The sequence below is a fragment of the Methylobacterium sp. CM6257 genome, assembly GCF_054611515.1.
In genome coordinates, this window is the sequence record NZ_CM137735.1 from 2,648,103 (window position 1) to 2,674,203 (window position 26,101).

The following is a 26,101-nucleotide window of genomic DNA, read 5'->3' on the forward strand; positions in this document are numbered from 1 at the left end:
AGGGCGGGATGACCGGGATCAGTTGAACAGCGAGCCCACCCCGCCCTGCACACGGCCGAGGCCGGCCCGGGCGACGGAATTGTTCGGGTCGATCGTCGAGGCGCGCTGGTAATTCTCCATCGCCTCCTTGCGCTGGCCCTGCTTCTCGTAGGCCAGGCCGCGATAGGCCCAGGAGGTCGCGTCCTTGTTGTTGACGTTGAGCGCCGCGTTGTAGTCCTCGATCGCCTTCGCGTACTGGTTGGTGGCGATCAGGCTCTGGCCACGGGCCGCATAGGGCGCGGCCACGAAGGGGTTGCGGTCGATGGCGGCGTCGAAATCGGCGATCGCCTGGGTCTCCTGACCCTGCTTCTGCCGCACGAGGCCGCGGGCATGGTAGGCCTCGGCCGATTCGGGCATCAGCCGGATCGCGACGTTGAGATCGTTCAACGCTTGGTCGAGGTTGCCCTGCGCACGCTCGACATTGGCGCGACCGATATAGGCCGGGCCGTAATTCGGATCGATGCCGATCGCCTTGGTGAAATCCTGCAGCGCGGCGCCGTCGCGGCCGACTTGACGGCTGGCGAGCGCCCGGTTGTTGTAGGCCGAGGCCGAGTTCGGGTCGATCTGGATCGCCTTGGTGAAGTCGGCGATGGCGTCACTGAACTGGCCGGCGCGGGCGTAGGCGGCGCCGCGGGTGTTGTAGGCCGCCGCGTCGTTCGGGTTGCGCTGCACGACCTCGGTCAGCGAGGCGATGTTGACGTTCGTGGCGCCCGTGGTGTCCGTCTCCAGCACCGCGTATTGCCGCGGGCCGGCCGCGCTCCCCACGGTCTCGCAGCCGGCAAGACCCGCGGCCGCGATCACGGCCACGCCGACCAGTGCCGTCGTCCGAACCAGCCCGTTGCGTACGATCATCGCCCCACTCTCCCCGAAGCGCGGCCCGCAGCCTGCGTGCCCGCCCCGCCCCTCACTTCCAAGAGCCCGCGCCGCGCGCCGGGCACACCCGATCCGGGGCACCGTCGCGCATCACGGTGAAGGCCGGCTTAAGAAGCGCCCCGTCGCGACCCGGCCTGTCGCCCGTCCCGGCAGGACAAGGACGGCGCGGACGGAATCGATCGACCGCATTCGGCACCGACCACGACGTGGTGGAAGCGGCGGGATGTGGCGAAGGTATGGCTCGACGGTATCCCGGCGCCGCGCCGGGGCCTTGCCTCGGCACGCGGCGGCGCAGGTGTGCCCTGGAAGCCTCAGGCGCCGGCCGGGGCGGTGCCCAACCGGGTGACGTGCCCCATCTTGCGGCCGGGCCGCGCCTCGCCCTTGCCGTAGAGGTGCAGATGGGCGCCGGGCTCGGCGAGCAGCGCGTGCCAGTCGTCGGCCTGGGCTCCGATCAGGTTGCGCATCTCCACCGGCAGGTCGCCCACCCGGGCGGGATCGCCCAGCGGCCAGCCGCAGACGGCGCGGACATGCTGGGCGAATTGGGAAGTCAGCGCCCCCTCGATGGTCCAGTGGCCGGAATTGTGGACCCGGGGCGCAATCTCGTTGACCACGAGGCGCTCGGCGCCGTCCGCGCGCACCAGGAACATCTCCACGGCGAGCACGCCGACATAGTCGAGCGCGTCGGCGATGCTCTTGGCGATGTCGAGGGCGGCGCGGGCCGTCTCGGGCGCCACGCCGGGGGCCGGCACGCGCGTCAGCGCCAGGATGTGGTCGCGGTGCTCGTTCTCGCACAGGTCGAAGGCCGCGAAGCTGCCGTCGCGGGCGCGGGCGCCGACCACCGAGACCTCGCGGTCGAACGGCACGAATCCCTCCAGGATCAGCGGCGCGCCGCCGAATTCGGCGAACAGGGCGTTGCGGTCACCCTCGGCCCGCTCGCGGAGCATGCGCTGGCCCTTGCCGTCGTAGCCGAAGCGGCGGGTCTTGAGCACCGCCGGCAGGCCGATCGCCTCGATCGCCCGGTCGAGGTCGTCGGGCGTGTCCACCGCCCGGAACGGCGCGGTCGGGATGCCCAGCCCGTTGACGAACTCCTTCTCGGACAGGCGGTCCTGCGTGGTGGAGAGCGCCCGCGCGTTCGGGTGCAGGGGGGCGTGCCGGGCCAGGATGTCGGCAGTGGCGTGCGGGATGTTCTCGAACTCGTAGGTGACGACATCGACGCTCCGCGCGAAGGCCGCGAGCGCCTCGGCGTCGTCGTAGGCCGCGCAGGTGGTCCGGGCAGCCACGTCGAAGGCGGGGCTGTCCTGGTCGGGCGCGTAGACATGCACCTTGAGGCCGTAATTGGCGGCCGCGAGCGCGATCATGCGCCCGAGCTGCCCCCCGCCGACGATGCCGAGGGTGGAGCCGGGGCCGAGAGTCTTGTCCGTCACGATTGTGCTTCCGTCTCCGGCCGCTCGGCCACCGACGCGGTCTGGGCCGCGCGCCACGCATCGAGGCGCTCCGCCAGCTGCGGGTCGGAGAGCGCCAGAACCGAAGCGGCGAGGAGCGCCGCGTTGACCGCCCCGGCCCGGCCGATCGCCAGGGTTCCCACCGGGATGCCGGCCGGCATCTGGACGATGGAGAGCAGGCTGTCCTGGCCGGAGAGGGCCTTGGATTCTACCGGGACGCCGAAGACCGGCAGGCGGGTCATCGCCGCCGCCATGCCGGGCAGATGCGCGGCGCCGCCCGCGCCCGCGATCACGACCTTGAGGCCGGCCGCCACCGCGCCCTTGGCGAAGGCCACCAGGCGGTCGGGGGTGCGGTGGGCCGACACGATGCGCGCGTCGTAGGGCACGCCGAGCGCGTCGAGCGTCTCGGCGGCGTGCCGCATGGTCGCCCAGTCGGACTGGCTGCCCATGATGATCGCGACCGGAGGCGACGTCATCGTTGATCCCGGCAAAAGAGGCCGCTTACAGGCGGTGCGGGCCGGCTGCAAGGCACCGCCCGGGGACGTCCACCGGCATCAGGCGATGATATCCGGCGTGAGCGCATCCTCGATATGGAAGATGCGGTCGCGCAGCGTGAGCTTGCGCTTCTTCAGGCGCTGGATCTGGAGCTGGTCCCCAGCGACGCTGCGCTCCAGCGCCTCGATGGCGCTGTCCAGGTCCCGGTGCTCCTCGCGCAGCCGAGCCAGCTCGGCCAGGAGGTCCGACTGCCCGCTCTCACCCGACTCTTCCGCCATCGTCACCTGCGGATCCGAAGACCGTTCATTGCCCGAGAGCATGCGTCACGCCCAGGCGCCGGACAAGCCGGCGCGGTAAGCATTCGTGAGACTTAGCCGCAGAAAACGTTTCGACAGGTCCGGCGTCCTGTGCCAATCTCGACATGTCGAAACGATGACAGGAGATTCGGCTCATGTCGCTGCAGACGCATCTGAACCAACTCGCCCGGAAGCACGAAGCCCTCGAGCGTGAGATTCAGGAAGCGATCCACAGGCCTTCGGCAAACGACCTCCATATTGCCGAGCTGAAGCGACGGAAACTCCTTCTCAAGGACGAAATCAACAGGCTCCAGGCAAACGGCGCCACGCTGCACTGACCCTCGGATCCGTCCCACAGCCAACAAACCCAGCATGACGGAAGCCGCCGCCCCGGGAGCCCCGGGGCGGCGGCTTTCTTGCGATCCGCGCGGACGGCGGCGCGCCCTGGCCGGCGCGGTCCGTCTTACGAAGACAATCGCCACCGGGCGTGACGGCCCCGTCTCCCCTGGGCGCGAGAATGGGCTAATCTGCCCCTGCCGCCGGAGAGCGGCCCCGAGGGAACGCCCAACCGATGACGAACGCCAGCCTTCCCGGCCGCTATCCCGGCATCTACGAGGCAGCCAGCCGCGATCCGGAAGCGTTCTGGCTCGACGCAGCCCGGGCCCTCGACTGGGCGCAGGCGCCGCAGCGGGCCTTCGCGCCGGAATCCGGTCCCTACGGCCGCTGGTTCCCGGACGGATCGCTCAACGCCTGCCACAACGCCGTCGACCGCCACGCCGACGGGGCGCGGGCCGATCAGGTCGCGATCCGCTACGATTCCCCCGTCACCGGCACGAAGCGCGGCATCACCTACCGGGATCTGCGCGACGAGGTGGCGGTGCTCGCCGCCGTGCTCGCCGGGCTCGGCGTCGGCAAGGGCGACCGGGTGATCCTGTACATGCCGATGGTGCCCGAGGCCCTGTTCGGGATGCTGGCCTGCGCCCGGCTCGGCGCCGTCCATTCCGTCGTGTTCGGCGGCTTCGCCGCCAACGAGCTGGCGGTGCGGATCGAGGACGCCGCCCCGAAGGTGGTGCTGGCGGCCTCCTGCGGGATCGAGCCGAACCGGGTGGTCGCCTACAAGCCGCTCCTCGACGCGGCCATCGCGGCCTCCAGCCACAAGCCCGAATCCTGCCTGATCCTCCAGCGCCCGCAAGCCGCCGCCGCGATGGTGCCGGGCCGCGATCGCGACTGGGCCGAGGCCGTCGCTTCCGCCAGGGCGGCGGGGCAGCGGGCGGCCTGCGTGCCGGTCGCCGCCACCGACCCGCTCTACATCCTCTACACCTCGGGCACGACGGGAAAGCCGAAGGGCGTGGTCCGCGACACGGGCGGCTACCTCGTGGCCCTCGCCTGGTCGATGCCAAACCTGTACGGCGTCCAGTCCGGCGAGCCCTATTTCTGCGCCTCCGACATCGGCTGGGTCGTCGGCCATTCCTACATCGTGTACGCGCCGCTGCTGCATGGCTGCACCACGGTTCTGTACGAGGGCAAGCCGGTGGGCACGCCCGACGCCGGCGCCTTCTGGCGGGTCGTCTCCGAGTACGGGGTGGTGTGCCTGTTCACGGCGCCGACGGCCCTGCGGGCGATCAAGAAGGAGGATTCCGCGGGCGCCCGGATCGCCGATTACGATCTCTCGACCTTCCGCAGCCTGTTCCTGGCCGGGGAGCGCGCCGACCCGGACTCGGTCGCCTGGGCCGAGCGGGTGCTGAACCGGCCGGTGATCGATCATTGGTGGCAGACCGAGACCGGCTGGCCCATCGCGGGCAACCCGCTGGGGCTCGGCCTCCTGCCGGTGAAGCACGGCAGCACCTGCGTGCCGATGCCGGGTTACCGGGTCGAGGTGCTGGACGAGGGCGGCAAGCCCGTCCCGGCCGGAACGATGGGCACCATCGCGATCCGCCTGCCGCTGCCGCCCGGCTGCCTGCCGACGCTCTGGGGCTCGGACGCGCGCATGCGGTCGAGCTACCTCACCACGTTTCCGGGCTACTACGACACCTCGGATGCGGGGGTGATCGATCAGGACGGCTACATCACGGTTCTGGGGCGGACCGACGACATCATCAACGTCGCGGGCCATCGTCTGTCCACCGGCGGCATGGAGGCGGTGCTGTCCGCCCATCCGGACGTGGCGGAATGCGCGGTCATCGGCATCCGCGACGCGTTGAAGGGGGAAGTGCCCTGCGGTTTCGTGGTGCTCAAGGCCGGCGTCGACCGACTTACCGAGGCGATCGAGCGGGAGCTCGTCGCCAAGGTCCGCGACGAGATCGGCCCGGTGGCGGCGTTCAAGCTGGCCCTCACCGTGCCCCGCCTGCCCAAGACCCGCTCGGGCAAGATCCTGCGCGCCACCATGAAGCGCATCGCCGACCACGAGCCCTGGACCATGCCGGCGACGATCGACGATGCCGCGGCCCTCGACGAGATCGGCGAGAGCCTGAAGGAGCGGGGGATCGGTGCGGACTAGCGCAGGGTGCGCAAAAGGTGAGATCCGGTTTTCCGAAACCGTGATGCGACGATTCAGATGAAGAGCGCGCTGCTGTTCCTATGAGACGCAGCGCGCTCTGGCGTGTCGTCCTACCCGAAAGCCGGCAGCCGCCTTTCGGGACGATGCTCTAGCGGGCCGGCTGCGGCCGGCCAGCGCCGAGAGGGCGCACCGCCTACTCGACGTCGGCGTCGCCCTGTTCGTCGTCCATATCGACGGCCGGCACGGGCCGCGACAGAGCCGGCGCGTAGGCGCCCGGGGCCGGATCCGTGGAGACCGAAGCCGGCAGGCGCTGCGCGTTCGGCTCGGAGGGGATCAGGGTCGCGGTGGCCGCGACGAGGCCGGCGAGCGAGCGCACGTCCCCGGGTTGGCGCGGATCGCGGGAGATCAGCGTCGCCTCCCGCTGGAGGCGCAGGTTGCAGGCCTGGGACGGCAGGCCGCCCTGCGGCGTGCAGGCATCGTGGCGGGCGCAGGCTGCGTCCAGGGCATCGATCGGCGGGAGCGGAGCGTTGTTGCCCGGACCGCAATAATTGCCGTGGATCAGCATCTTCGGTCCGCCGAAGGCGGCCGGCTGGGCGTAGGACGGGGCCGCGAGAGCGGCGCAGCCGGCGGCCAGGATGAACGGGGCGGCAAGTCTCGTGAGCATCATGATCAGGACCTCGGGCGATCTCGCCCCCTCAGGCGGCTCGCGTCGGGCGCCAAGCAGCGGTGACAGGCCGGAAAACGGACCGGCCGACCGACGGGTTCCCGCATGCCCGCCCGGCGCGGCAGTGCAGCATGGTGGTGCAACATGGCGGCCCCGCCCTGCCGCGCTGGCCGCCGGGTCCGTCCTGCGCCACATTGGTGGCACGCATCCGGAGCCGCCCATGACCGAAGTCACATCCGCACGCCTGTTCGAAAAGCTGACGCTCGACGCGCTCACGCTCGAGAACCGGATCCTGATCGCGCCGATGTGCCAGTATTCGGCCCGCGACGGCGAGGCCACCGACTGGCACATGATGCATCTCGGGCAGCTCGCCGCCTCGGGGGCCGGCCTCCTGACGCTGGAGGCCACGGCGGTTTCTCCCGAGGCGCGGATCACCGCCTGGGACCTCGGCCTCTACAACGACGGCTGTGAGCGGGCGCTGGCCCGCGTGCTCGACGCCGTGCGCGAATACACGCCGATCCCGATCTGCATCCAGATCGCCCATGCCGGCCGCAAGGCGTCGAGCGAGGCGCCCTGGGCCGGCGGCCAGCAAATCCCGCCGGAGCATCCCTACGGCTGGCGCACGGAGGCCCCGTCGGCGGTCGCCCACGGGGAGGGCGAGGTCCCGCCCCACGCCCTCGACGCCGCCGACCTGAAGCGCGTCCGCGACCAGTTCGTGGCCACCGCCAAGCGCGCGGTTCGGCTCGGCATCGAGGCCGTGGAACTGCACGGCGCCCATGGCTACCTGCTGCACCAGTTCCTGTCGCCGATCGCCAACAAGCGCACCGACGCCTACGGCGGCAGCCTCGAGAACCGCATGCGCTTCCCCCTGGAGGTCTACGACGCGGTGCGCGACGTTGTCCCGGCGGGCAGCCCCGTCTGGCTCCGCGTCTCGGCCACCGATTGGGTCGAGGACGGATGGGATCTCGACGAGACCGTGGAACTGGCCCGGGCCCTCAAGCGGGCGGGCTCGCCGGCCATCCACGTCTCCACGGGCGGCGTCTCGCCGAAACAGGCGATCAAGCTCGGGCCGGGCTATCAGGTACCCTATGCCGAGCGGATCAAGGCCGAGACCGGGCTCACCACCATCGCGGTGGGCCTGATCACGGAACCCCGCCAAGCGGAGACGATCCTGCAGGAGGGCCGGGCGGACGCGATCTCGCTCGCCCGTGCCATGCTGTACGATCCGCGCTGGCCCTGGCACGCGGCCGCCGAGCTCGGCGCCTCGGCGCGGGCACCCAAGCAGTACTGGCGCTCCCAGCCGCGGGAGTTCAAGGACCTGTTCAAGGGCACGGCCTTCGGGCAGCGGTGAGCGGGCGCGTCAGCGCGGCTCAGCCCCGACCAGGGGTCCGAGGGGCCGGCTGATGTCCGAGCGGCCGAGATTCGGCGCGTAGAGGCTCGAGACCGACCCGTCCAGGAACAGGGCGTTGCGGCAGCCGAGATCGTCCCGGAACAGCCGGGCGAAGGCCCCGAACGTCACAGGGCGCTCGGAAATGGCGAAGAGCGCCACGTGCCCGTCCTCCGTCACGCCGACGCCGTTGCGGATCTTCTGGCTCGGACCGTCGGCCGCGATCTTCGGGTGGATCTGGCCGTCGATCACCAGCATCGGACCGGATTGCGTGGCGTAGTCCGGGCGGATCTTCGCCCGGAGATAGCGCGCGGTATCGAGGACGCCCGCTCGCTCGCCCTTCACCCAGAAGACGCCGTTGGGCTTGAGGTGGAAGTTGCCCGGGCCGTCCGCCGTGGAGACCCGCTTCATCTCGCGCCCGTCCTCGACGTAGAGGCCCACCGGGGTCTGATCCTTGTCGTACATGCCGGCATTCATCGCGAAGCTGAGACGGCTGCCCTGCGCTTCGGCCAGCGTGCCGAGGGAGCCGTAGGGTCGCCCGTCCTGCTGGAGCCAGAACAGCCGCAGTCGCTGCCGCCGCAGGTCGATCGTGCAGACGGTGAAGGTCTCGCCCTGGGCCTCGACGGCACGGCAGGGCTGCGGACCGGCCGGCGCCCCCGCGGCGCAGGTTGGGAGAGCCAGCGTAAAGAGCGCGATCAACAGGGCGTGAGCCGGGCGCATCATCATCACTCGTTCATGCCGCTCAAGGTGGCGGCGAGGGGCGGTCGCGGCGCCTCTCGCCTTGGAAAGCGGCGATTTTCGAGTCCGGAGCCAGCCTGAGGCTTGCGGGCGCGGGCCAGCGGCGGCGCGCCGCGGGCCGCGCCTGAACTGTTTCAAAGCCTCGGGCGTTTCTTGCGCCAGAGGGCGGTTTTATCCACGGAGATGGTGCGATGAAGGGTGCAGTGCTCGGCTCGGCCCTGCTGGCGGCGGGTGCCCTGGCGCTGGCGCCGGCCAGCGCGGATGCCCGCGGCTTCGGCGGCGGCGGGTTCCATGGCGGCGGATTCCATGGCGGCGGGTTCGGTGGTTTCCGCGGTGGCGGCTTTCACGGCGGCTTCGGCGGCTTCCGGGGCGCCGGCTTCCGTCCGGGCGGCTTCGGCTACGGCCGTGGCTTCTACGGTCGCGGCTATGGCTGGCGCGGCGGCTACGGCTACGGCCTCGGCGGCCTGGGTCTTGGCGTCGGCCTGGGTCTCGCGGCCGGCAGCCTCTACGGCGCCTACGGATACGGTTATCCGGGCTACGGCTACGGCGGCTACTACGCGCCGGTCGGCTACGGCTACGGCGATTACGGCTACGGCTATGGCTGCTACACGGTCCCGCGGGTCCGCTGGACGCCCTACGGCTACCGCCGGGTGCTGGTCGAGCGGTGCTACTGAGCGCCCTCCGGCATCGAAAAGACCGGGACAGGCCGCCTTCGGGCGGCCTTTTCCTTGCCTAGCCCTTCGCAGCGTTGGACAGCTCAGCCTAGGACGCTGATACTGGTATCGACGACGGGAGGTAGTGATGAGTACGGCAACCGGACAGGGGCCTGCGGGCGTGGACGCGGTCGAGATCCACGACGCCAGCCTCACAGCCTTCTACCGCTCGATGACGCCGCCGGAGCGGCACACCTTCTGGGCCTGCGCCGCGGGGTGGTGCCTCGACGGCATGGATTTCATGATCTACCCGCTCGTGATCGGGACGATCATGAGCCTGTGGCACGTGGATTCCGGCACGGCCGGTCTCGCCGCCACGGTGACGCTGCTGGCCTCCGCGCTGGGCGGCTGGCTCGCGGGCTTCATCGCCGACCGGATCGGCCGGGTGCTGACACTCCAGATCACGATCCTCTGGTTCTCGCTGTTCTCGCTGCTCTGCGCCTTCGTGCAGAACTTCGAGCAGCTTCTCGTCGCCCGGGCGATCCTCGGCCTCGGCTTCGGCGGCGAGTGGGCGGCTGGCGCCGTGCTGATCGGCGAGACGATCCGGGCCGAGTTCCGCGGCCGCGCCGTCGGCTCCGTCCAGTCGGGCTGGGCGATCGGCTGGGGGCTGGCGGTCCTGTCGCAGGCGGTGCTGTTCTCGCTGCTGCCGCCGGAGACCGCGTGGCGCTGGATGTTCGCGGTGGGCGCCCTGCCGGCGCTGCTGGTCTTCTACCTGCGCCGCTACGTCGAGGAACCGCAGGTCGCCGCCGAAACCCGCGCCCGGGCGGCCGCCGCCGGCGACCGGCCGCAGATCTGGGAGATCTTCTCCGGGCCGATCCTGAAGACGACGCTGCTCGCCTCCCTGGCGGCGGCGGGCTGCCAGGGAGGCTACTACGCGATCACCACCTGGGTGCCGCGCTTCCTCACCACCGAGCGCCACCTGTCGATCGTCTCCTCCACTGGCTACCTCTCGGCGCTGATCATCGGCTCGTTCGCCGGCTACCTCGTGGGGGCCTGGCTTGCCGATCGGCTCGGGCGGCGGCCGCTGTTCCTGATCTTCTCGCTGGGCGCCATCGCGGTCATCGTCGCCTACACGCAGCTTCCGCTCTCGAACGAGGTGCTCTGGCTGCTGGGGTTCCCCCTCGGCTTCTTCGCCTCGGGCTACTTCTCGGGGATGGGCGCCTTCCTGACCGAGCTGTACCCGACCCGCCTGCGCGGCTCGGGCCAGGGGTTCTGCTACAATTTCGGCCGGGGCATCGGCGCCCTGTTCCCGGCCCTCGTCGGCTACCTCGCGGAGCGCGCCGGCCTCGCTTCCGCCATCGCGATCTTCGCGGCCGTTGCCTACGGGATCTTCTTCCTGGCGGCGTTCGCGCTGCCCGAGACGCGCGGCAAGGTTCTGCACGCGGATTCCTGATCATGCCCGAGATTCGAGACTGCCCCGCCCCGGACCCGCATCCCGGCGGCCCGACCCGCTACGCCGTGCCGGCCGGCGCGGTCGACACGCATGCCCACGTCATCGGCTTGCCGCCGGACTACCCGCTGGTGCCGGACCGCAGCTACACGCCCCCGGCCGCCCCTGCCGACCGGTATCTCGCGATGCTCGACGGGACCGGCATGGCCAACGGCGTGCTGGTCCAGGTGAGCGTCCACGGGACCGACAACCGGCTGATGGTGGAGACGCTGCGCGCCAACCGGCAGCGCCTACGCGGCATCGCGGTGATCCCGCTGGGCCTGCCCGACACGGAACTTGCCGCCCTGAAAGAGGCCGGGGTGGTCGGCCTGCGCCTCAATGTCCTGTTCGGCGGCGGGGTCGGCCTCGACCAAGTGGAATCCTACGGGGCGCTGGCCCGCGAGATGGGCTGGCATCTCCAGTTCCTGCTCGATGCCCGGGAACTGCAGCCGATCGCCGGCCGGTTGTCGCGGCTGCCGGTGCCGCTGGTCTTCGACCATATGGGCCACATGCCGACCTCGGCCGGCGTGGACCATCCGGGTTTCCAGGCGCTGCTCGGCCTCGTCGCCGACGGCAACTGGGTGAAGCTGTCGGGCGCCTTCCGGGATTCCGTAACGGGTCCGCCCTACGCGGACACGATTCCCTTCGCCCGGGCGCTCAACGACGCCGCTCCCGAGCGCTGCGTCTGGGGCTCGGATTGGCCGCATGTGGCCGCCTGGGACGGACCGCCCCGGACCACGACCCTTCTCGACCTGATGGCCGACTGGGTTCCGGACGAAGGCCGGCGCAAGCTCGTCTTCGTCGACAATCCGCGGCGGCTTTACGGTTTCGGGTAGCGGGTACGACAATCCGCCGGCTCTACCCCGGTCACAGCCTCATCCTGAGGTGCCCGCGTCAGCGGACCTCGAAGGAGGGCTCCAGGGATCGCGCGGCCAGCTGGAGGGCTCCTTCGAGGCTGCTCACGCCGCACCTCAGGATGAGGGGGATGGGCTGGGGGACCCGGTCGACGCCAGCCACCCCCGCGATAAAGCCTGCACGCGGCCTCAGAAACTCGGCGGCGTGCAGGCGCTCACCACCTCGCAGGGGTTTGGCCCGACGCAGCGGAAGCGGTGCGGGCGGCGGCTGTCGAAGCTGTAGGCGTCGCCGGGGCCGAGGATCCGGCGCTCCGCGTCCACCGTGACCTCCAGGCGGCCGCTGAGCACGATGCCGCCCTCCTCGCCCTCGTGCGACAGCGGCACCCGGCCGGTATCGGCGCCCGGCTCGTAGCGCTCCTTGAGGATCTGGAGCTTGCGCCCGAACAGGCTGTCGCCGACCTGACGATACGAGATCGCCCCCTTGGCGGCCCGGCGGCCGATCTCGGTGAGCTCGTCGGCGGCGAAGAACGCCTTGCGCTCCGGCTCCGGCTCCAGGGCGAAGAACTCGGCCATGCCGATCGGAACGCCGTCGAGGATGCGTTTCAGGGCACCCACCGACGGGTTCACCCGGTTCGCCTCGATCAGCGAAATCGCCGAGTTGGTCACCCCGGCCCGCTTGGCCAGCGTCCGCTGCGACAGGCCGTGGCGCGCCCGCACGAAGCGCAGCCGCGCGCCGACATCGATGCTCATCCCACGGAGTCCCGTTTCAGGTGTTGCGGATCCCGCAACGGTGCCGCTCGCGACCTTGATTCTGCAAGGGGTTGGCGGCGACCAGAAAAGGACTTGTTGCCCGTTCGGCGAAGGTGTCCCCTGATCCGGTCGCCCGACTCCGGAGAACTGCCGCCATGACCGACCATCCGCTCCGCAATGCGCCCGCGATGGACGCCTTCTGGATGCCGTTCACCGCCAACCGCCAGTTCAAGGCGGCCCCGCGCCTGCTCGTCTCCGCGAAGGGCATGCACTACACGGCCGACGACGGCCGCGCGGTCCTCGACGGCACTGCGGGCCTCTGGTGCGTCAACGCCGGGCATGGCCGCCGGGGGATCACCGCGGCCGTGGAGCGCCAGCTGGCGACGCTCGACTTCGCCCCCACCTTCCAGATGGGCCACCCCATCGCCTTCGAATTCGCCGAGCGGCTCGCCGAGGTCGCGCCGGGCGGCCCCGACAAGCGCCTCGACCGGGTGTTTTTCACCAATTCCGGCTCAGAATCGGTCGACACCGCTCTCAAGATCGCGCTCGCCTACCAGCGGGCGATCGGGCAGGGGACCCGCACCCGGCTGATCGGCCGCGAGCGCGGCTACCACGGCGTCGGCTTCGGCGGCCTGTCGGTGGGCGGCATCGTGTCGAACCGGCGGGTCTTCCCGCAGCTCAACGGCACAGACCACCTCCGCCACACCCACGATCCGGCCCGCAACGCCTTCGTGAAGGGCCAGCCCGAGCACGGGGCGGAGCTCGCCGAGGATCTGGAGCGGCTGGTGGCGCTCCACGGGGCCGAGACCATCGCGGCCTGCATCGTCGAGCCGGTGGCGGGCTCGACCGGCGTGCTGATCCCGCCGAAGGGCTACCTGGAGCGCCTGCGCGAGATCTGCACGAAGCACGGCATCCTGCTGATCTTCGACGAGGTGATCTCGGGCTTCGGCCGCCTCGGCGCGCCCTTCGCCACGGATTATTTCGGCGTTGTCCCGGACCTCGTGACCAGCGCCAAGGGCCTAACCAACGGCACGGTGCCGATGGGCGCGGTCTTCGCGAGCCGCGCGGTGCACGACGCGCTGATGCAGGGCCCGGACGGGATCGAGCTGTTCCACGGCTACACCTACTCCGGCCACCCGATCGCCTGCGCGGCCGGCATCGCGACCCTCGACATCTACCGGGAGGAGGGGCTGCTGACCCGCGCCGCCGACGTCGCCGACGATTGGGCGTCGGCGATGCACGACCTGCGCGGGCGCAAAAACGTCATCGACATCCGCACCATCGGGCTTATCGCCGGCATCGAGCTGGCACCGCGGTCGGACGCGCCGGGCAAGCGCGCCTACGAGGTGTTCGTCGACTGCTTCGACCGCGGCCTCCTTATCCGGGTCACCGGCGACATCATCGCGCTGTCGCCGCCGCTGATCATCGAGCGCGGCCAGATCGGCGAGATCGTGGACGTCCTCGGCGCGGCGATCGACCGGGTCGCCTGAGCCGCGCGCAGGGAAGACCGGCGCGGCCGGGCCTTGAAGCGAGGTGCGTGCGCCGCATCTGCCCCGGACCCGGCGATGGGCCGGGCACCGGGTGCGAGGGCTTCCATGTCGAACACCGCCTTGATCGTCGGCGCCAGCGGGATCGTCGGCAGCGCCACCGCGGCGCTGCTCCACCAAGAGGGCTGGCGGGTCGCCGGCCTCGCGCGTCGTCCGGTGGCGCAGGACGGCGTCGCGCCGGTCGCCGGTGACCTGCAGGATCCGGCCTCCCTCGAGCGCGCGCTCGCCGACCTCACCCCGACCCACGTGGTCCTCGCGACCTGGCAGCGGCGCCCTACCGAGGCGGAGATGATCCGCGTCAACCAGGCCATGGTCGAGAACCTGCTCGATGCGCTCCGCCCGAAGGGCAGCGTCCGCCACGTCGCCCTGGTGACCGGGCTGAAGCACTATCTCGGGCCGTTCGAGGCCTACGGCAAAGGAACCCTGCCGCAGACGCCCTTCCGCGAGGACCAGGGCCGGCTCGACATCGAGAATTTCTACTACGCTCAGGAGGACGCGGTCGTCGCCGCGAGCGATCGGGACGGCTTCACCTGGAGCGTCCACCGCCCGCACACGATCATCGGCAAGGCGGTGGGCAACGCCATGAACATGGGCACGACGCTCGCCTGCTACGCCACCCTGTGCCGGGAACTCGGGCGGCCCTTCCTGTTCCCGGGCTCGGCCGCGCAGTGGCACGGTCTCACCGACATGACCGACGCGCGGCTTCTCGCCCGTCACCTGCTCTGGGCCTCCACCGAGCCGAGGGCCGCAAACGAGGCGTTCAACGTCGTCAACGGCGATGTCTTCCGCTGGAGCTGGATGTGGGGCCGGATCGCCGACTGGTTCGGGATCGAGGCGGTGCCGTTCGACGGCACGCACCGGCCCCTCGAACCCCGGATGGCGCAGGACGGTTCGGCATGGGCGGAGATCGCGCGGCGCCACGGCCTCGCCGAGCCGGATCTCACCAAGCTGGCCTCGGCCTGGCACACGGATGCCGATCTCGGCCGGCCGATCGAGGTCGTCACCGACATGAGCAAGAGCCGCCGCCTCGGCTTCACCGCCTATCAGCCCACCGACGACGCCTTCTTCGACCTGTTCGGCCAGCTCCGCGCGGACCGGCTGATCCCCTGAGTCGCGACCCGCCCCGGGTTGCTTCGCCCCGCTTGCAAGGACGAAGGCGGCGGATCAGGCGACCTTGCGCTCCGTACCGCACCACTCGGCCACGAACAGCGCCATGGCGGTGGTGCAGCGCTTCACCGAGGCGAGGCTCACCCGCTCGTCGAAGCCGTGGATGTTCTGGGAGGTCGGGCCGTAGCAGAGGGCCGGCACCCGGTCGTAGAGGGCGTGCACGCGGGTATCGAGATAGCCCGCCGTCATGAAGCTCTGGAGCGGTGAGCCGACCGCCCGCTCGTGGGCGCGGCCGAGCACGGCCTCGGCCTCCGAGCCCTCCTCCAGCACGTAGCCCTCGGCGAAGAAGCCGTTGAACACCACCCGCGGCGGACTGTTGGCGAGGAACGGGTCGCGCCGCGCGAAGTCGGAGACGGCGGCCTCGATCTCGGCGGCGGCCTGCGCGGCCGAAACGCCCGGGTAGATCGCGATGCGGCAGTGGATCCGGCACCAGGCCGGGACCGACGAGGCCCAGTCGCCGCCCTCGATCCGGCCGATATTGAGGTTAATCGGGTGGTCCTCACCCTCGAAGTGGCGATGCGCGGCCTTCTCGGCGTTCCAGCGGGCCTCGACCGCGCGCAGCGCCCCGATCACCCGGTAGGTGGCGTCGATGGCGTTGGCGCCGGTCCCCATCTCGCGCACGTGGACCGGCACCCCCCGGACCTCCACGGTGAACCAGAGCACGCCGGTATTGGCGCGCACGAGCTTCTCGTCCTCGGGCTCCGGGATCAGAACGGCGTCAGCCCGGTAGCCCCGCAGATGGGTCATCAGGGCGCCGTTGCCGGTGGATTCCTCCTCGACCACGGACTGCACCGTCACGGAGGCCGCCGGCTGCAGGCCGAGGCGAGCCAGCGCGTCGAGGGCGAACAGGTTGGCGGCATGCCCGGCCTTCATGTCGCCGGCGCCGCGGCCGTACATCCAGTCGCCCTCGATCACCGGATCGAAGGGCCGATGGGTCCAGAGGTCGAGGGGCCCCGGCGGCACCACGTCGACATGGGCCTGCAGGATCAGGGAGCGTCCGGTCTCGGTGTTCGGCCGATGATGGCAGACGACGATCGGCGCATCCGAATGATGGGCCTCATCGATCTTCGAGCCCCCCGGATGCGCCGCGATGGCGGCGCGGTCCATGGCGAAGCGCTCGGTGGCGTAGCCGCGAGCGCGGAACTGCTCGAACACGTAGTCCTGGCAGGCATGCTCCTCGCCCCGCAGGGAGGCGAACCGGACCAGCGCCTGCGTGTGGGCGACCTGATCGGAAAAGCCCTCCGCCACGGAGGCCTCGATCTCGGCGGCGAGGGTGGGGTCGAGGGCCATGGGAACTCCGAACCGGTTGCGGCCGGGAGGAAGCGCCCGGGCCCGGGCAGCTGTCAACCGGCGGTTGTCGAGGGCATCGTTCGTGCCGAAGTCCCGGCGTCTCGCGGCAGATCTTCTGCGCGACGCGTCACGGCGCCCCGGGCGACCGCTCAGCAAAGCGTGACTACGCAGCGCCGGGACCGGCCGGAACCGCGCTGTCGTCACCGGCTTAGCCTGTCGAAAACCGTCGCGGTTTCCCAGTCGGAGTCATGCATGCGTATCGGTCTGATCTCGGTCCTGTCCGGCATCCTCCTGTGGGCCGCCGCTCCGGGCGCGGCCAGCGCGGACGTGCTCGTCAGCGTCGACAAGGGCGCGCAGCGCATGGAGGTCTCGGTCGACGGGCAGCCCCGCTATTCCTGGCCCGTCTCCACGGGCGTCGAGAGCTACGACACCCCGTCCGGGTCCTACCGCCCGTTCCGGATGGAGCGGACGCATTTCTCGAAGGAGTGGGACGACGCGCCCATGCCCTTCGCGATGTTCTTCACGGGCCAGGGCCACGCCATTCACGGCACCAACCACGTCCGCAGCCTCGGGCGGGCGGCCTCGCATGGCTGCGTGCGCCTGTCGGTGCGCAACGCCGCGACCCTGTTCAACCTGGTCAAGGCCGAGGGCATGGGCCGCACCCGCGTGGTGATCGAGGGCGCGGATGCCCCGGTGGCGGAGCGCGGACAACGCGGCTTCCGCGTCGCCCGTCACCGCCGCCCCTACGGGTCGGACGACCTGCTGGCGGACAGCGACCAGATGGGTCGGCGCTCACTGCCGGCCTATTACCGGCCCGCCGCTCGGCCGGCCTACGCGCCGGCCGCGGGCTACGGCTATCCGGCCGACGCGGACGAGATGGACAGCTGGTAGGCGGTCCCGCGTGTACCGGCTGATTAGCGCCACCCCGAACCCCTACGCTCAGACGATCATGGATCGCGTCGTCTGAGCGCGGACGTCACGCTCCGCGGTCGCAACCCATTGCCGAACAGCGCCTCTCGGCCTAGCTCCCCCGCGGCCACAGAGCCCGCGCAGCCGACGCTGCGATCTTAGACGGATGGAGACACCCCCGAGATGCCCTTCGCTTTCTGCCGGTCCCTTCCTCTCGCCGCCCTGGCGCTCGCCGCGGCCACCGTGCCGGGCTACGCTCTGGAGGTCACGCGCTCGGCCAACATCGCCGCGCCCCCGGCCAAGGTCTGGCAGACGATCGGCGAGTTCTGCGGCATCGGCGACTGGCACCCGGCGGTGGAGAAATGCGCCCTGTCCGAAAAGGACGGCATGAAGGTCCGCACCCTCAGCCTGAAGGGCGGCGGCACCATCAAGGAGGAGCAGGTCTCCCGCGACGACAAGGTGATGAGCTACACCTACACGATCCTGGAGAGCCCCCTGCCGGTCTCCGACTACAAGTCGACGCTGTCGGTCGCCCCCGACGGGTCGGGTTCGAAGGTGACCTGGACCGGGACCTTCAACGCCAAGGGCGCGCCGGATACGGTCGCCACCGACGCAATCCAGGGGATCTACGATTCCGGCCTGAAGGCGCTCGCCGACAAGGCGAAGTAGAGGCCGTCACGAATCGGAGCGCGCTGCTAATTCCTGATGGCAGCAGCGCGCGCCAAACCTTTGAGACGCTATCGGAATCACGCAGTCTCTGCGTCCGCCGCCCCGCGTCCTGCGCTCCGTCGGCATGCCGCGGCGGCGATTGACCCACTGCCAAGCTCGGCTCAAAACCCCGGCGGCGCAGCCCGTGCGCCCCAACAGGATGATCGCCGTGCCCGCGTCCCGTCTTCCGATGCGCCTCAGCCTCGCCGTCCTCGCCGTCGCGGCGCTCGGCGCCTGCCAGCAGCGCGCCGCCGCGCCCGCGGTCGCGGAGCCCTCGCCCGTCGTCCCGGCCCCGATGGCCCTGCCCACGGGCAGCGGCTGCGGCCCGGAGATCGCGCGGACCAAGGCGATCGTCGACAGCGACGTGGCGACCGGCAACCTCAACAAGCCGGTGGGCGATCGCTTCAACGCCGACCTCGCCCACGCCGCCGCGGAATGTTCGGCCGGCAAGTCCGGCGAAGCCCTGCACCTGCTGGCCGCCGCCAAGAGCCGGTACGGCTACCGCTGAGCGGGACCTTTCGGCTCCACCCGCGTATGAGGACAGCGTTTTCCGGTCCTCTCGGTGCCCTCGAACCCGCACCCTCATCCTGAGGCGCCGGAGCGCAGCGGAGGCCTCGAGGGTGGCCTCCGGTCACCCCTGCGATCCCTGAAGGCCTCTCCGACGCGGGCACCTCAGGATGAGGGTGCGCGTTGGATGTGTCGAACCAGCCGCGGTGTCGTCGCCCGTATCGGATGCCCCGCGGCAGCCCGGCCTGGATCACGAACAGCAGGTTCAGCCCGGCGCGCCGGACTCGGCGTGGTGCAGGAGGCGGGAATCGCGGTCCCGGATGTCGCTGTGAATCGTCATGGGCTTTATCGACCGGTCCAGCAACCGCCGAGTATGGGAATGCGGGCCCTGCATTGAACGCGGTGACGACTCGTTAACTAAACCTTGCAAGGCTCTCTGCAGGTCGATGCGAGGGTGTTCCGGTCATGTCGAAACCGCATCCAGAGCGTCCCTCCGGGGCCGAACCGGCGACGGGCACACCGCCCCTGAGCGCCGACATCCGTCGCCACCTCGGCCAGAACCTGCGCGCGCTCTACGCCGATACGCTGTCGGCGCCGGCCAACCCGCGCATCGAAGCCCTGGCTGCCCAACTCGCGAAGCAGAAACGCTGAGCCGAGCCGCGAGGAGCGACCAGACCGAGCCCCTGCCGCTTCGACGCGGAACCGGTGCGCTCTCAGAGAGCGACGGGCCGGTCACCGCCGGAGCGAACTGCCGCCAGCCAAGTGGTCTCATGGCAACGCCGTCGCGTCCGAATATGTGCGCCAGCACACAGAAGATTGTTCGTTCTGAGAAACCCTCGAAGGTGCTGAGTTTCTTCTACGCCGGAGCAGCCCGGGAGAAGATCCATGCATTCTCACGCGCTACACCCCTGACATAACTTGCGTTCCAGCGGATTCTGTCGATCCTGCACCCGCTGCTGCGCCACGCGATCCAGCGCCTGAGGCTTGACTTCGTTCGATAAAACGAACGATTTCCCGGATCCAAGGGGGCGCCAGCCCCTGCGTCGCAACCGCGGATTGCTGGGGATCGGACGTGATGAAGAACGCTGCAGGTCGCGGCCGAATGGCCCGGGCGATCGGGCTGTCTCTGCTGGCCGGTGCCGGCCTGTGGGGCTGCGTGCTGCCGGCAACGGCCGAGACCGCGCTCCTCAATGTCTCGTATGATCCGACCCGCGAACTCTACCGGGAGATCAACGCGGCCTTCGCAGAGGAATGGAAGGCCAAGACCGGCGAAGCGATCATGGTGCGGGCCTCGCACGGGGGCTCGGGTGCGCAGGCGCGGACGGTGATCGACGGCGTCGACGCCGATGTGGTCACGCTCGGCATCCCCTCCGACATCGACGCCATCGCCAAGCTCACCCGCAAGATCCCGGAGGATTGGCGCAGCAAGCTGCCGAACGAGGGCGTACCCTATACCTCGACGGTGGTGTTCCTCGTCCGCAAGGGCAATCCGAAGGGCATCAAGGACTGGGCCGACCTGATCAAGCCCGACGTGAAGGTGATCACCCCGAACCCGAAGACCTCGGCAGGGGGGCGCTGGAACTTCCTGGCCGCCTGGGGCTACGCCTACGGCCAGGACAAGGATGCCGCCAAGGCCGACGCCTTCGTCGGGCAGGTCTATAAGAACGTGCCGGTGCTCGACACCGGGGCCCGCGGCTCGACGGTGACCTTCGCGCAGCGCGGACTCGGCGACGTGCTCCCCACCTGGGAGAACGAGGCCTACCTCGTGCTTCAGGAATTCGGCGCCGACAAGTTCGACATCGTCTCGCCGCCCACCTCAATCTACGCGGAGCCGCCGGCGGCCCTTGTGGTCGCCAATGCCGAACGCAAAGGAACGACGAAGGCCGCGCAGGCCTATCTCGATTTTCTCTACACCGACCGCGCCCAGGCGATCTTCGCCAAGCACCATTACCGCCCGATCCGCCGGGAGGCGGCCGCGCAGGCCGACCTCGCGCAGCTCCCCGACATCAAGCTGTTCAAGATCGAGGATCTGCAGGGCTCCTGGGACGCGATCCAGAAGCGGAACTTCGATGCCGGCGGCCTGTTCGACCGCCTGAGCCGCGCCGGCCGCTGAGGTGTAGAACCATGGTCGAGACGCCGCGCCGCAGGCGCACCTTCCGCCGACCGAGCGTGATCCCGGGCTTCGGGATCAGCTTCGGCTACACGCTGACCTGCCTCGGCCTGATCGTCCTGCTGCCGCTGGCCGGGCTGGTGGTGAAGGCGTCGGGACTCGGCCTGTCGGGCATCTGGGAGGTCGCCACCGATCCGCGGGTGGCGAGCGCCCTGCGGATCAGCTTCGGCGTCTCGGCCATCGCGGCGCTCGTCGCCTCGGCCTTCGGCTTCCTGGTGGCCTGGGTCCTGACCCGCTACCGCTTCCCGGGCCGCAAGCTCGTCGACGCCGCCGTCGATCTGCCCTTCGCGCTGCCCACGGCGGTCGCCGGCATCGCGCTGGCCTCGCTCTACGCCCCGGACGGGCTGCTGGGCGCGCCGCTCGCCCGCCTCGGCATCCAGGCGGCCTACACGCCGGTGGGCATCTTTATCGCCATGGTGTTCATCGGTCTGCCCTTCGCGGTGCGGACCGTGCAGCCGCTGATCGCCGAGATCGACAAGGAGATCGAGGAGGCCTCCGCCACGCTCGGGGCCAGCCGCCTCGCGACCCTGACCAAGGTGGTGCTGCCGCCCCTGATCCCGGCGGTGCTCACCGGCTTCGCGCTGGCCTTCGCCCGGGGGGTCGGCGAGTACGGCTCGATCATCTTCATCGCCGGTAACCTGCCCTACGTGTCGGAGATCGCGCCGCTGCTGATCGTCATCAAGCTCTCCGAGTTCGACTACGGCGGCGCGGCCGCCATCGCCACGATCATGCTCGGGATCTCGTTCCTGACGCTGCTCGCCATCAACCTCATCCAGGCCTGGTCACGGCGGCGGTTCGGCTATGTCTGAGATCTTCTCGCCCGCCTTCGTGCCGGCCGCCAAGCCGGGACCGGTCGCCTCGGAGGGCGCCGTCGTCCGCGCCGTCCTGATCGGGATCGCCGTGGCCTTCCTGGCGCTGTTCCTGGTTCTGCCGCTGTTCGCGGTGTTCATCCAGGCCTTCTCGAAGGGAATCGACGCCTTCCTGGACGCGTTCCGGGAGCCCGACGCCTGGAGCGCGATCCGCCTGACGCTGACGGTGGCGGCGATCGCGGTGCCGTTCAACGTGGTGTTCGGGCTGGCGGCCTCCTGGGCGATCGCCAAGTTCGAGTTCCCCGGCAAGTCGCTGCTGATCACCCTCATCGACCTGCCGTTCTCGGTCTCGCCGGTGGTCTCGGGGATGATCTACGTGCTGCTGTTCGGCTCCCAGGGCCTGTTCGGCACCTGGCTCATCGACCACGGCGTCCAGATCCTGTTCGCGCTGCCGGGGATCGTGCTGGCGACGGTGTTCGTGACCTTCCCGTTCGTCGCCCGCGAGCTGATCCCGCTGATGCAGGAGCAGGGCACCGCCGAGGAGGAGGCGGCGCTGACGCTGGGCGCCTCGGGCCTGCACGCGTTCCGCACGGTGACGCTGCCCAACATCCGCTGGGGCCTGCTCTACAGCGTGCTCCTCTGCAATGCCCGGGCGATGGGCGAGTTCGGGGCGGTGTCGGTGGTGTCGGGCCACATCCGCGGCCTGACCAACACCATCCCGCTCCACGTGGAGATCCTCTACAATGAGTACAATTTCGTCGCCGCCTTCGCGGTCGCTTCGCTCCTCGCCGTCCTTGCCCTCATCACCCTCGTCCTCAAATCCGTCCTCGAATGGCGCTTCGCAGGCGACCTCGCGGGCGGCCGGGCTCACTGAGCGGCCCTCCACGGCAATCCGCGTCGAGGCAGTTTCCAAGACCTTCGATACGGCGGCGGTGCTGCACGACCTCTCCCTCGACGTGCGGGCGGGCGAGTTGATCGGCCTGCTGGGGCCTTCGGGCTCCGGCAAGACGACGCTGTTGCGCATCATCGCCGGGCTCGACGCACCGGATCGGGGCCGCATCCTGTTCGGGGACGACGATGCGACCAGGCTCGCCGTGCAGGAGCGAGCCGTGGGCTTCGTGTTCCAGCACTACGCCCTGTTCAAGCACATGAGCGTCGCCGACAACATCGCCTACGGGCTGAACGCGCGGCGCCGGGCGGACCGGCCGGCCAAGGCCGAGATCCGCCGCCGGGTCGGCGACCTGCTCGACCTGATCCGGCTCTCGGGCTTCGGCGATCGCTACCCGTCGCAGCTCTCGGGCGGCCAGCGCCAGCGCGTGGCGCTGGCCCGGGCGCTCGCCGTCGAGCCGCGGGTCCTGCTTCTCGACGAGCCCTTCGGGGCGCTCGACGCCCAGGTCCGCAAGGATCTCCGCCGCTGGCTGCGCGAGATCCACGACCGCACCGGCCAGACCACGATCTTCGTGACCCACGACCAGGACGAGGCGCTGGAACTGTCCGACCGCGTGGCGGTGCTGGACCGCGGCCGGCTGGAGCAGGTCGGCACGCCGGACGAGGTGCAGGAGCACCCGGCCTCCGCCACGGTCACGAAGTTCCTCGGCGATTCCGTCGAGGTCGAGGCCATCGCCGAGGGGGGTCGGGTTCTGGTGCGGGGCCGGGAGGCGCCGGTGGTCGCGCCCGCCGGGATCATCGGTCCGGTCAAGCTCTACGTGCGGCCCTGGCAGCTGCAGCTCGCCGAGCCCGAAGCCGCACACCTCTCCGGCATCGTGCGCAGTTCGTACCGCAGCCAGGGGCGCCAGCGGATCGAGGTGGTCGACGCCGAGGGGCGCGTGCTGGCCGTGGAGGATTTCGACGGCGTCCGCTACGCCCCCGGACACCCGGTGGGCCTGCGGATCAACGGCGGGCACGTGTTCGGGTAAGGCTCGTCAGCCGCCGCGCACCCGCCTAGGCTCTCGCTCATGACCGCATCGAATCGCACCGTCCTCCCGGATGTCCTGTCCGCCATCGGCCGAACGCCGCTGATCCGGCTGCGCCGGGCCTCCGAGGAGACTGGCTGCGAGATTCTCGGCAAGGCCGAGTTCCTGAACCCCGGTCTGTCCGTGAAGGACCGCGCCGCGCTCTCGATCGTGCGGGACGCGGAGGCGCGCGGCCTGATCCGGCCGGGCGGCACCATCGTGGAAGGCACCGCCGGCAATACCGGCATCGGCCTCGCCCTGGTGGCCTCCGTGCGCGGCTACCGGACGCTGATCGTCATCCCGGTCACCCAGTCCGAGGAGAAGAAGCAGACCCTGCGGCTCGCCGGCGCCCGGCTGGTCGAGGTTCCGGCCGTGCCCTTCGCCAATCCCAACAACTACGTCCACGTGGCCCGGCGGCTGGCGGAGAAGCTCGCCGCCACGCAGCCGGAAGGCGCCTTCTTCGCCGACCAGTTCGACAACGTCGCCAACCGGCAGGCCCACGTGGAGGGGACCGGCCCCGAGATCTGGGACCAGACCGGGGGCCGGGTCGACGGCTTCGTCTGCGCGGCCGGAACCGGCGGCACCCTGGCAGGCACCGCCGCGGCCCTGCGCGCCCGGAACCCGCAGGTGCGGATCGCGCTCTCCGATCCGGAGGGCTCGGCCCTCTACGCGCACTACACCACCGGCACGCTGAAGGCCGAGGGCTCCTCGATCACGGAGGGAATCGGCCAGGGCCGCATCACGAAGAATCTCGAGGGCTTCACGCCCGACCGCGCCTTCCGTATCCCCGACCGCGAGGCCCTCGACACCGTCTTCGGCCTGATGCGGGAGGAGGGGCTGTCGCTCGGCGGCTCGTCCGGCATCAACGTCGCCGGGGCGGTTCGGCTGGCCCGGGAGCTGGGGCCCGGCCACACGGTGGTGACGATCCTGTGCGACGGGGCGGCGCGCTACGCCTCGAAGCTGTTCAACCCGGCCTTCCTCGCCGAGCGCGGGTTACCGGTGCCGAACTGGCTCACGGAGCCGGAGGGCGCGCTACCGGACTGGCACGCCTGAGGCCCGGGCGGTCATCCGGCACTTTCCGCGCAAAAGCGTGGCTTTGCGTTGAACGGAACGGATTGTCGCAGCGTTTGAACGGTCACGCTCGCACCAGCGCGACCGTTCGGAGAGCCGATCCATGTCCCTCGTCACCATCCTGCTTATCATCCTGATCATCCTGGCCTTCGGCGGCGGCGGCTTCTACGGCGGCGGTGCGTATCGTGGCCCCGGCTTCGGCCTGGGCGGAATCCTGCTCATCGTGCTGATCGTGCTTCTGGTCACCGGCCGGCTGTAACCGTCGCCGACCGTTCGCGCCGTGCTCGATCGCGTCGCCGTCGGGCACGGCTTCAGGCCCGCGCGGGCGCCGATGAACCGGCCTCCATCTCGCCGGCGCGCTCTATCGGCATAGGATCCTCACGATGGCCGGCGCGACCGCCCCGGGGCCGCCATCCCACAGCGGCTTCGCGTCGGCGACGCGCTGTGCGGCGAGGAAGGCCGAGACCGCCTCCGCCGGCACCAGCGGCACGCGAAGCGGCGGCACGACGCCGGCGATCAGGCGCGGCATCGTCGGGTAACGGGCGACGAGCCCGACAATCCGCCCGGATCGATCGAGCACGGGCGCGCCGGCCGATCCAAGCTGAAGCGGCCCGACCACACCATCCGACACTGCGCTCACCGGGGCGGCCGAAACGCCCTCACCGCCCGGCGCCAGGGCGATCAGGCCGTCCTCGGCCGTGACCGGCTCGGTCCGCGCAGGGGGCCGGACGGGGGCAGGGGCGCCGGGCGCCTCCAAGAGCGCCAGCCCGGACGGATCGCCGGCGAGCATCCGGGCCGGCGCGCCGCCGATCCGCGGCGCGCCGCAGCCCTCCAGCGCGGCCGCGGCCGTGAGGACGCGGCCCGGCGCCACGGCAAGACCGGTCCCCGCAACCGACGCGGATGCGACGGCGGATTCCGCGACCGGGGCGTCCGCTTCGGGCGGCGCTGCGGCCGCAGGCGGGGGCGGGGCGGGCGCGGGAAAAGGCTCGAAGGCATTTGCGATCGCGATCACCAAGCGGTTGACCTCCGGCGCCGATTGCCGGTCGTAGCCGATCAGGAAACCGCGCACGCCCTGGGGCCCGGCATTGTACCGGGTGTAGGACAGCCCGGCCCCTGTCTCGGCGGTGACCACCAGGGTATCCGGCCGCCTCAGCTTGTAGGTGACCTTGCGGCTGGGAAGCGGCGCCGTGGCCTTCTCGTACAGGGCATCGAGGGTTTCGCTCCCCGGCGGAAACGCACGGGTCTCCAGGGTCACGCGCCCGTCCTGGCTCTGCCAGCGGGTCCCCGAGGGGAGGGCGGTGCGTTTTGCGAGCAGGCGCTCGGGCACGCCGATCACGGCGCCGGTACCGGGATCGGCGGCAACCCGGAAGCGCGCCGCCGCCTTGGCCGCCGCACCGGCGGCCAGCAGCGCCGCCCGCCCGTGGGGATCGAGGGGATCGGCTCCGCCGGTCCGGGCCCGGTAGGCCGCCAGCGCCTCGAAGGTCCGGCGCCCGAACGCGCCCGAGGCCATGGCGTTGAAATCGCCGGTCCAGACCAGCGCGTCCTGGATCGCCTTGCGCTCCGCCTCGGGCAGCGCCTCGAAGGCCGTCTTGGTGCCCGCGAAGGCGGGATCGGCGGGCGCTTCGGCGGCCGGTGGCTCCTTCGCGCCGGGGCGGGGCGGCACCGGACGATCCTGGGCGCGCGCGCCCCCGGCTGTGACGAGAAGGGCGACGAGGAGGGCCGTGCGCCGGCCGTAGGGAGGCGATCCCCGCGAGAACCCGCTCGGCGACGACTCACGCGAATCCATTACGCCCC

27 protein-coding genes are annotated in these 26,101 nt (G+C 70.8%); 18 read left to right on the plus strand and 9 right to left on the minus strand.

The genetic code is table 11. The features are described from left to right. Positions 1-18: 18 nt before the first annotated feature. The 4 genes from ACYCO6_RS13050 to ACYCO6_RS13065 all read right to left on the minus strand — a co-directional run bounded on the left by ACYCO6_RS13050 (position 19) and on the right by ACYCO6_RS13065 (position 3,127). Positions 19-891: a tetratricopeptide repeat protein gene (locus ACYCO6_RS13050; protein WP_459772183.1), complete on the minus strand. Its 873-nt coding sequence runs from the start codon at positions 889-891 to the stop codon at positions 19-21. 332 nt (positions 892-1,223) lie between these two features. After that, positions 1,224-2,336: a 5-(carboxyamino)imidazole ribonucleotide synthase gene (locus tag ACYCO6_RS13055; RefSeq protein WP_459772184.1), complete on the minus strand. Its 1,113-nt coding sequence runs from the start codon at positions 2,334-2,336 to the stop codon at positions 1,224-1,226. Further along, positions 2,333-2,830, minus strand: a complete 498-nt coding sequence (gene purE / locus ACYCO6_RS13060) for a 5-(carboxyamino)imidazole ribonucleotide mutase (protein ID WP_459772185.1) — start codon at positions 2,828-2,830, stop codon at positions 2,333-2,335. Before purE ends, ACYCO6_RS13055 begins: the two co-directional genes overlap by 4 nt. Positions 2,831-2,908: 78 nt before the next feature. Further along, positions 2,909-3,127 carry a YdcH family protein gene (locus tag ACYCO6_RS13065; protein ID WP_459773553.1) on the minus strand — a complete coding sequence of 73 codons (219 nt, stop codon included), beginning with the start codon at positions 3,125-3,127 and terminating at the stop codon, positions 2,909-2,911. Between the two features lie 173 nt (positions 3,128-3,300). Between ACYCO6_RS13065 and ACYCO6_RS13070 the strand changes: the two genes are divergently transcribed. Together ACYCO6_RS13070 and ACYCO6_RS13075 are read left to right on the plus strand one after the other, a co-directional pair. Next, positions 3,301-3,483 carry a YdcH family protein gene (locus ACYCO6_RS13070; protein WP_459772186.1) on the plus strand — a complete coding sequence of 61 codons (183 nt, stop codon included), beginning with the start codon at positions 3,301-3,303 and terminating at the stop codon, positions 3,481-3,483. A 233-nt stretch (positions 3,484-3,716) separates the two neighbouring features. After that, positions 3,717-5,642: a propionyl-CoA synthetase gene (locus tag ACYCO6_RS13075; protein WP_459772187.1), complete on the plus strand. Its 1,926-nt coding sequence runs from the start codon at positions 3,717-3,719 to the stop codon at positions 5,640-5,642. Between the two features lie 193 nt (positions 5,643-5,835). On the opposite strand, the gene ACYCO6_RS13080 is transcribed toward ACYCO6_RS13075, so the two are convergent. After that, a complete protein-coding gene (locus ACYCO6_RS13080; protein WP_459772188.1) occupies positions 5,836-6,309 on the minus strand; it encodes a hypothetical protein in 474 nt (157 codons plus the stop codon). A gap of 217 nt (positions 6,310-6,526) precedes the next feature. Here ACYCO6_RS13080 and ACYCO6_RS13085 point away from each other — a divergent pair, with 217 nt between their 5' ends. Continuing rightward, positions 6,527-7,657: an NADH:flavin oxidoreductase/NADH oxidase gene (locus tag ACYCO6_RS13085; RefSeq protein WP_459772189.1), complete on the plus strand. Its 1,131-nt coding sequence runs from the start codon at positions 6,527-6,529 to the stop codon at positions 7,655-7,657. 9 nt (positions 7,658-7,666) lie between these two features. On the opposite strand, the gene ACYCO6_RS13090 is transcribed toward ACYCO6_RS13085, so the two are convergent. Then, positions 7,667-8,413 carry a phosphodiester glycosidase family protein gene (locus tag ACYCO6_RS13090; protein WP_459773555.1) on the minus strand — a complete coding sequence of 249 codons (747 nt, stop codon included), beginning with the start codon at positions 8,411-8,413 and terminating at the stop codon, positions 7,667-7,669. Between the two features lie 209 nt (positions 8,414-8,622). Here ACYCO6_RS13090 and ACYCO6_RS13095 point away from each other — a divergent pair, with 209 nt between their 5' ends. The 3 genes from ACYCO6_RS13095 (at position 8,623) to ACYCO6_RS13105 (ending at position 11,409) form a co-directional block, all read left to right on the plus strand. Beyond that, positions 8,623-9,105, plus strand: a complete 483-nt coding sequence (locus ACYCO6_RS13095) for a hypothetical protein (protein WP_459772190.1) — start codon at positions 8,623-8,625, stop codon at positions 9,103-9,105. 127 nt (positions 9,106-9,232) lie between these two features. Then, on the plus strand, positions 9,233-10,537 hold the full coding sequence (locus ACYCO6_RS13100; protein WP_459772191.1) for an MFS transporter: 1,305 nt from the start codon (positions 9,233-9,235) through the stop codon (positions 10,535-10,537). Between the two features lie 2 nt (positions 10,538-10,539). After that, positions 10,540-11,409, plus strand: coding sequence for an amidohydrolase family protein (locus tag ACYCO6_RS13105; RefSeq protein WP_459772192.1), 870 nt, complete (start codon positions 10,540-10,542; stop codon positions 11,407-11,409). 207 nt (positions 11,410-11,616) lie between these two features. Here ACYCO6_RS13105 and ACYCO6_RS13110 read toward each other — a convergent pair whose 3' ends face one another. After that, complete coding sequence (locus tag ACYCO6_RS13110) at positions 11,617-12,177, minus strand: cupin domain-containing protein (protein ID WP_459772193.1); 561 nt, start codon at positions 12,175-12,177, stop codon at positions 11,617-11,619. A gap of 155 nt (positions 12,178-12,332) precedes the next feature. Here ACYCO6_RS13110 and aptA point away from each other — a divergent pair, with 155 nt between their 5' ends. Both aptA and ACYCO6_RS13120 read left to right on the plus strand, forming a co-directional pair. After that, positions 12,333-13,667, plus strand: coding sequence for an omega-aminotransferase AptA (aptA, locus tag ACYCO6_RS13115; RefSeq protein WP_459772194.1), 1,335 nt, complete (start codon positions 12,333-12,335; stop codon positions 13,665-13,667). Between the two features lie 105 nt (positions 13,668-13,772). Next, positions 13,773-14,834 carry an SDR family oxidoreductase gene (locus ACYCO6_RS13120; RefSeq protein ID WP_459772195.1) on the plus strand — a complete coding sequence of 354 codons (1,062 nt, stop codon included), beginning with the start codon at positions 13,773-13,775 and terminating at the stop codon, positions 14,832-14,834. A gap of 54 nt (positions 14,835-14,888) precedes the next feature. Here the strand turns inward: ACYCO6_RS13120 and ACYCO6_RS13125 are convergent, their stop codons facing one another. Beyond that, entirely contained in the window at positions 14,889-16,181 is a 1,293-nt protein-coding gene (locus tag ACYCO6_RS13125; protein WP_459772196.1) for an ArgE/DapE family deacylase, read from the minus strand. Positions 16,182-16,433: 252 nt separating this feature from the next. Between ACYCO6_RS13125 and ACYCO6_RS13130 the strand changes: the two genes are divergently transcribed. The 10 genes from ACYCO6_RS13130 to ACYCO6_RS13175 all read left to right on the plus strand — a co-directional run bounded on the left by ACYCO6_RS13130 (position 16,434) and on the right by ACYCO6_RS13175 (position 24,566). After that, positions 16,434-17,072 (plus strand): L,D-transpeptidase, encoded by a 639-nt coding sequence (locus ACYCO6_RS13130; protein ID WP_459772197.1) that lies wholly within the window; start codon positions 16,434-16,436, stop codon positions 17,070-17,072. 201 nt (positions 17,073-17,273) lie between these two features. After that, complete coding sequence (locus ACYCO6_RS13135) at positions 17,274-17,759, plus strand: SRPBCC family protein (RefSeq protein ID WP_459772198.1); 486 nt, start codon at positions 17,274-17,276, stop codon at positions 17,757-17,759. 199 nt (positions 17,760-17,958) lie between these two features. Next, positions 17,959-18,306, plus strand: a complete 348-nt coding sequence (locus tag ACYCO6_RS13140) for a hypothetical protein (protein WP_459773556.1) — start codon at positions 17,959-17,961, stop codon at positions 18,304-18,306. A 464-nt stretch (positions 18,307-18,770) separates the two neighbouring features. Beyond that, entirely contained in the window at positions 18,771-18,956 is a 186-nt protein-coding gene (locus ACYCO6_RS13145; RefSeq protein WP_459772199.1) for a hypothetical protein, read from the plus strand. 424 nt (positions 18,957-19,380) lie between these two features. Next, entirely contained in the window at positions 19,381-20,418 is a 1,038-nt protein-coding gene (locus ACYCO6_RS13150; RefSeq protein WP_459772200.1) for a sulfate ABC transporter substrate-binding protein, read from the plus strand. Positions 20,419-20,429: 11 nt separating this feature from the next. Then, positions 20,430-21,284, plus strand: a complete 855-nt coding sequence (gene cysT, locus ACYCO6_RS13155) for a sulfate ABC transporter permease subunit CysT (RefSeq protein ID WP_459772201.1) — start codon at positions 20,430-20,432, stop codon at positions 21,282-21,284. Then, on the plus strand, positions 21,277-22,158 hold the full coding sequence (gene cysW / locus ACYCO6_RS13160) for a sulfate ABC transporter permease subunit CysW (RefSeq protein WP_459772202.1): 882 nt from the start codon (positions 21,277-21,279) through the stop codon (positions 22,156-22,158). The genes cysT and cysW overlap by 8 nt, the downstream gene beginning before the upstream one ends. A 58-nt stretch (positions 22,159-22,216) precedes the next feature. Then, positions 22,217-23,200: a sulfate/molybdate ABC transporter ATP-binding protein gene (locus ACYCO6_RS13165; protein WP_459772203.1), complete on the plus strand. Its 984-nt coding sequence runs from the start codon at positions 22,217-22,219 to the stop codon at positions 23,198-23,200. Positions 23,201-23,239: 39 nt separating this feature from the next. Next, entirely contained in the window at positions 23,240-24,289 is a 1,050-nt protein-coding gene (locus ACYCO6_RS13170; protein ID WP_459772204.1) for a cysteine synthase A, read from the plus strand. A 121-nt stretch (positions 24,290-24,410) separates the two neighbouring features. After that, positions 24,411-24,566, plus strand: coding sequence for a DUF3309 domain-containing protein (locus ACYCO6_RS13175; protein WP_459772205.1), 156 nt, complete (start codon positions 24,411-24,413; stop codon positions 24,564-24,566). 102 nt (positions 24,567-24,668) lie between these two features. Here the strand turns inward: ACYCO6_RS13175 and ACYCO6_RS13180 are convergent, their stop codons facing one another. Continuing rightward, the gene (locus ACYCO6_RS13180; RefSeq protein ID WP_459772206.1) at positions 24,669-26,093 is read right to left on the minus strand and encodes a serine protease family protein; all 1,425 of its coding nucleotides are present in this window, start codon (positions 26,091-26,093) and stop codon (positions 24,669-24,671) included. Between the last annotated feature and the right edge of the window lie 8 nt (positions 26,094-26,101).

Bases quoted from the DNA above. Each gene is read 5' to 3' on its own strand.
- ACYCO6_RS13090 (WP_459773555.1), bottom strand. From the start codon at position 8,413: ATGCGCCCGGCTCACGCCCTGTTGATCGCGCTCTTTACGCTGGCTCTC.
- ACYCO6_RS13120 (WP_459772195.1), top strand. From the start codon at position 13,773: ATGTCGAACACCGCCTTGATCGTCGGCGCCAGCGGGATCGTCGGCAGC.
- ACYCO6_RS13135 (WP_459772198.1), top strand. From the start codon at position 17,274: ATGCCCTTCGCTTTCTGCCGGTCCCTTCCTCTCGCCGCCCTGGCGCTC.
- ACYCO6_RS13175 (WP_459772205.1), top strand. From the start codon at position 24,411: ATGTCCCTCGTCACCATCCTGCTTATCATCCTGATCATCCTGGCCTTC.
- purE (WP_459772185.1), bottom strand. From the start codon at position 2,830: ATGACGTCGCCTCCGGTCGCGATCATCATGGGCAGCCAGTCCGACTGG.
- ACYCO6_RS13130 (WP_459772197.1), top strand. From the start codon at position 16,434: ATGCGTATCGGTCTGATCTCGGTCCTGTCCGGCATCCTCCTGTGGGCC.
- ACYCO6_RS13140 (WP_459773556.1), top strand. From the start codon at position 17,959: ATGATCGCCGTGCCCGCGTCCCGTCTTCCGATGCGCCTCAGCCTCGCC.
- cysW (WP_459772202.1), top strand. From the start codon at position 21,277: ATGTCTGAGATCTTCTCGCCCGCCTTCGTGCCGGCCGCCAAGCCGGGA.
- ACYCO6_RS13125 (WP_459772196.1), bottom strand. From the start codon at position 16,181: ATGGCCCTCGACCCCACCCTCGCCGCCGAGATCGAGGCCTCCGTGGCG.
- ACYCO6_RS13075 (WP_459772187.1), top strand. From the start codon at position 3,717: ATGACGAACGCCAGCCTTCCCGGCCGCTATCCCGGCATCTACGAGGCA.
- aptA (WP_459772194.1), top strand. From the start codon at position 12,333: ATGACCGACCATCCGCTCCGCAATGCGCCCGCGATGGACGCCTTCTGG.
- ACYCO6_RS13145 (WP_459772199.1), top strand. From the start codon at position 18,771: ATGTCGAAACCGCATCCAGAGCGTCCCTCCGGGGCCGAACCGGCGACG.
- ACYCO6_RS13110 (WP_459772193.1), bottom strand. From the start codon at position 12,177: ATGAGCATCGATGTCGGCGCGCGGCTGCGCTTCGTGCGGGCGCGCCAC.
- cysT (WP_459772201.1), top strand. From the start codon at position 20,430: ATGGTCGAGACGCCGCGCCGCAGGCGCACCTTCCGCCGACCGAGCGTG.
- ACYCO6_RS13050 (WP_459772183.1), bottom strand. From the start codon at position 891: ATGATCGTACGCAACGGGCTGGTTCGGACGACGGCACTGGTCGGCGTG.
- ACYCO6_RS13070 (WP_459772186.1), top strand. From the start codon at position 3,301: ATGTCGCTGCAGACGCATCTGAACCAACTCGCCCGGAAGCACGAAGCC.
- ACYCO6_RS13085 (WP_459772189.1), top strand. From the start codon at position 6,527: ATGACCGAAGTCACATCCGCACGCCTGTTCGAAAAGCTGACGCTCGAC.
- ACYCO6_RS13080 (WP_459772188.1), bottom strand. From the start codon at position 6,309: ATGATGCTCACGAGACTTGCCGCCCCGTTCATCCTGGCCGCCGGCTGC.
- ACYCO6_RS13065 (WP_459773553.1), bottom strand. From the start codon at position 3,127: ATGGCGGAAGAGTCGGGTGAGAGCGGGCAGTCGGACCTCCTGGCCGAG.
- ACYCO6_RS13100 (WP_459772191.1), top strand. From the start codon at position 9,233: ATGAGTACGGCAACCGGACAGGGGCCTGCGGGCGTGGACGCGGTCGAG.
- ACYCO6_RS13150 (WP_459772200.1), top strand. From the start codon at position 19,381: ATGAAGAACGCTGCAGGTCGCGGCCGAATGGCCCGGGCGATCGGGCTG.
- ACYCO6_RS13170 (WP_459772204.1), top strand. From the start codon at position 23,240: ATGACCGCATCGAATCGCACCGTCCTCCCGGATGTCCTGTCCGCCATC.
- ACYCO6_RS13095 (WP_459772190.1), top strand. From the start codon at position 8,623: ATGAAGGGTGCAGTGCTCGGCTCGGCCCTGCTGGCGGCGGGTGCCCTG.
- ACYCO6_RS13105 (WP_459772192.1), top strand. From the start codon at position 10,540: ATGCCCGAGATTCGAGACTGCCCCGCCCCGGACCCGCATCCCGGCGGC.
- ACYCO6_RS13180 (WP_459772206.1), bottom strand. From the start codon at position 26,093: ATGGATTCGCGTGAGTCGTCGCCGAGCGGGTTCTCGCGGGGATCGCCT.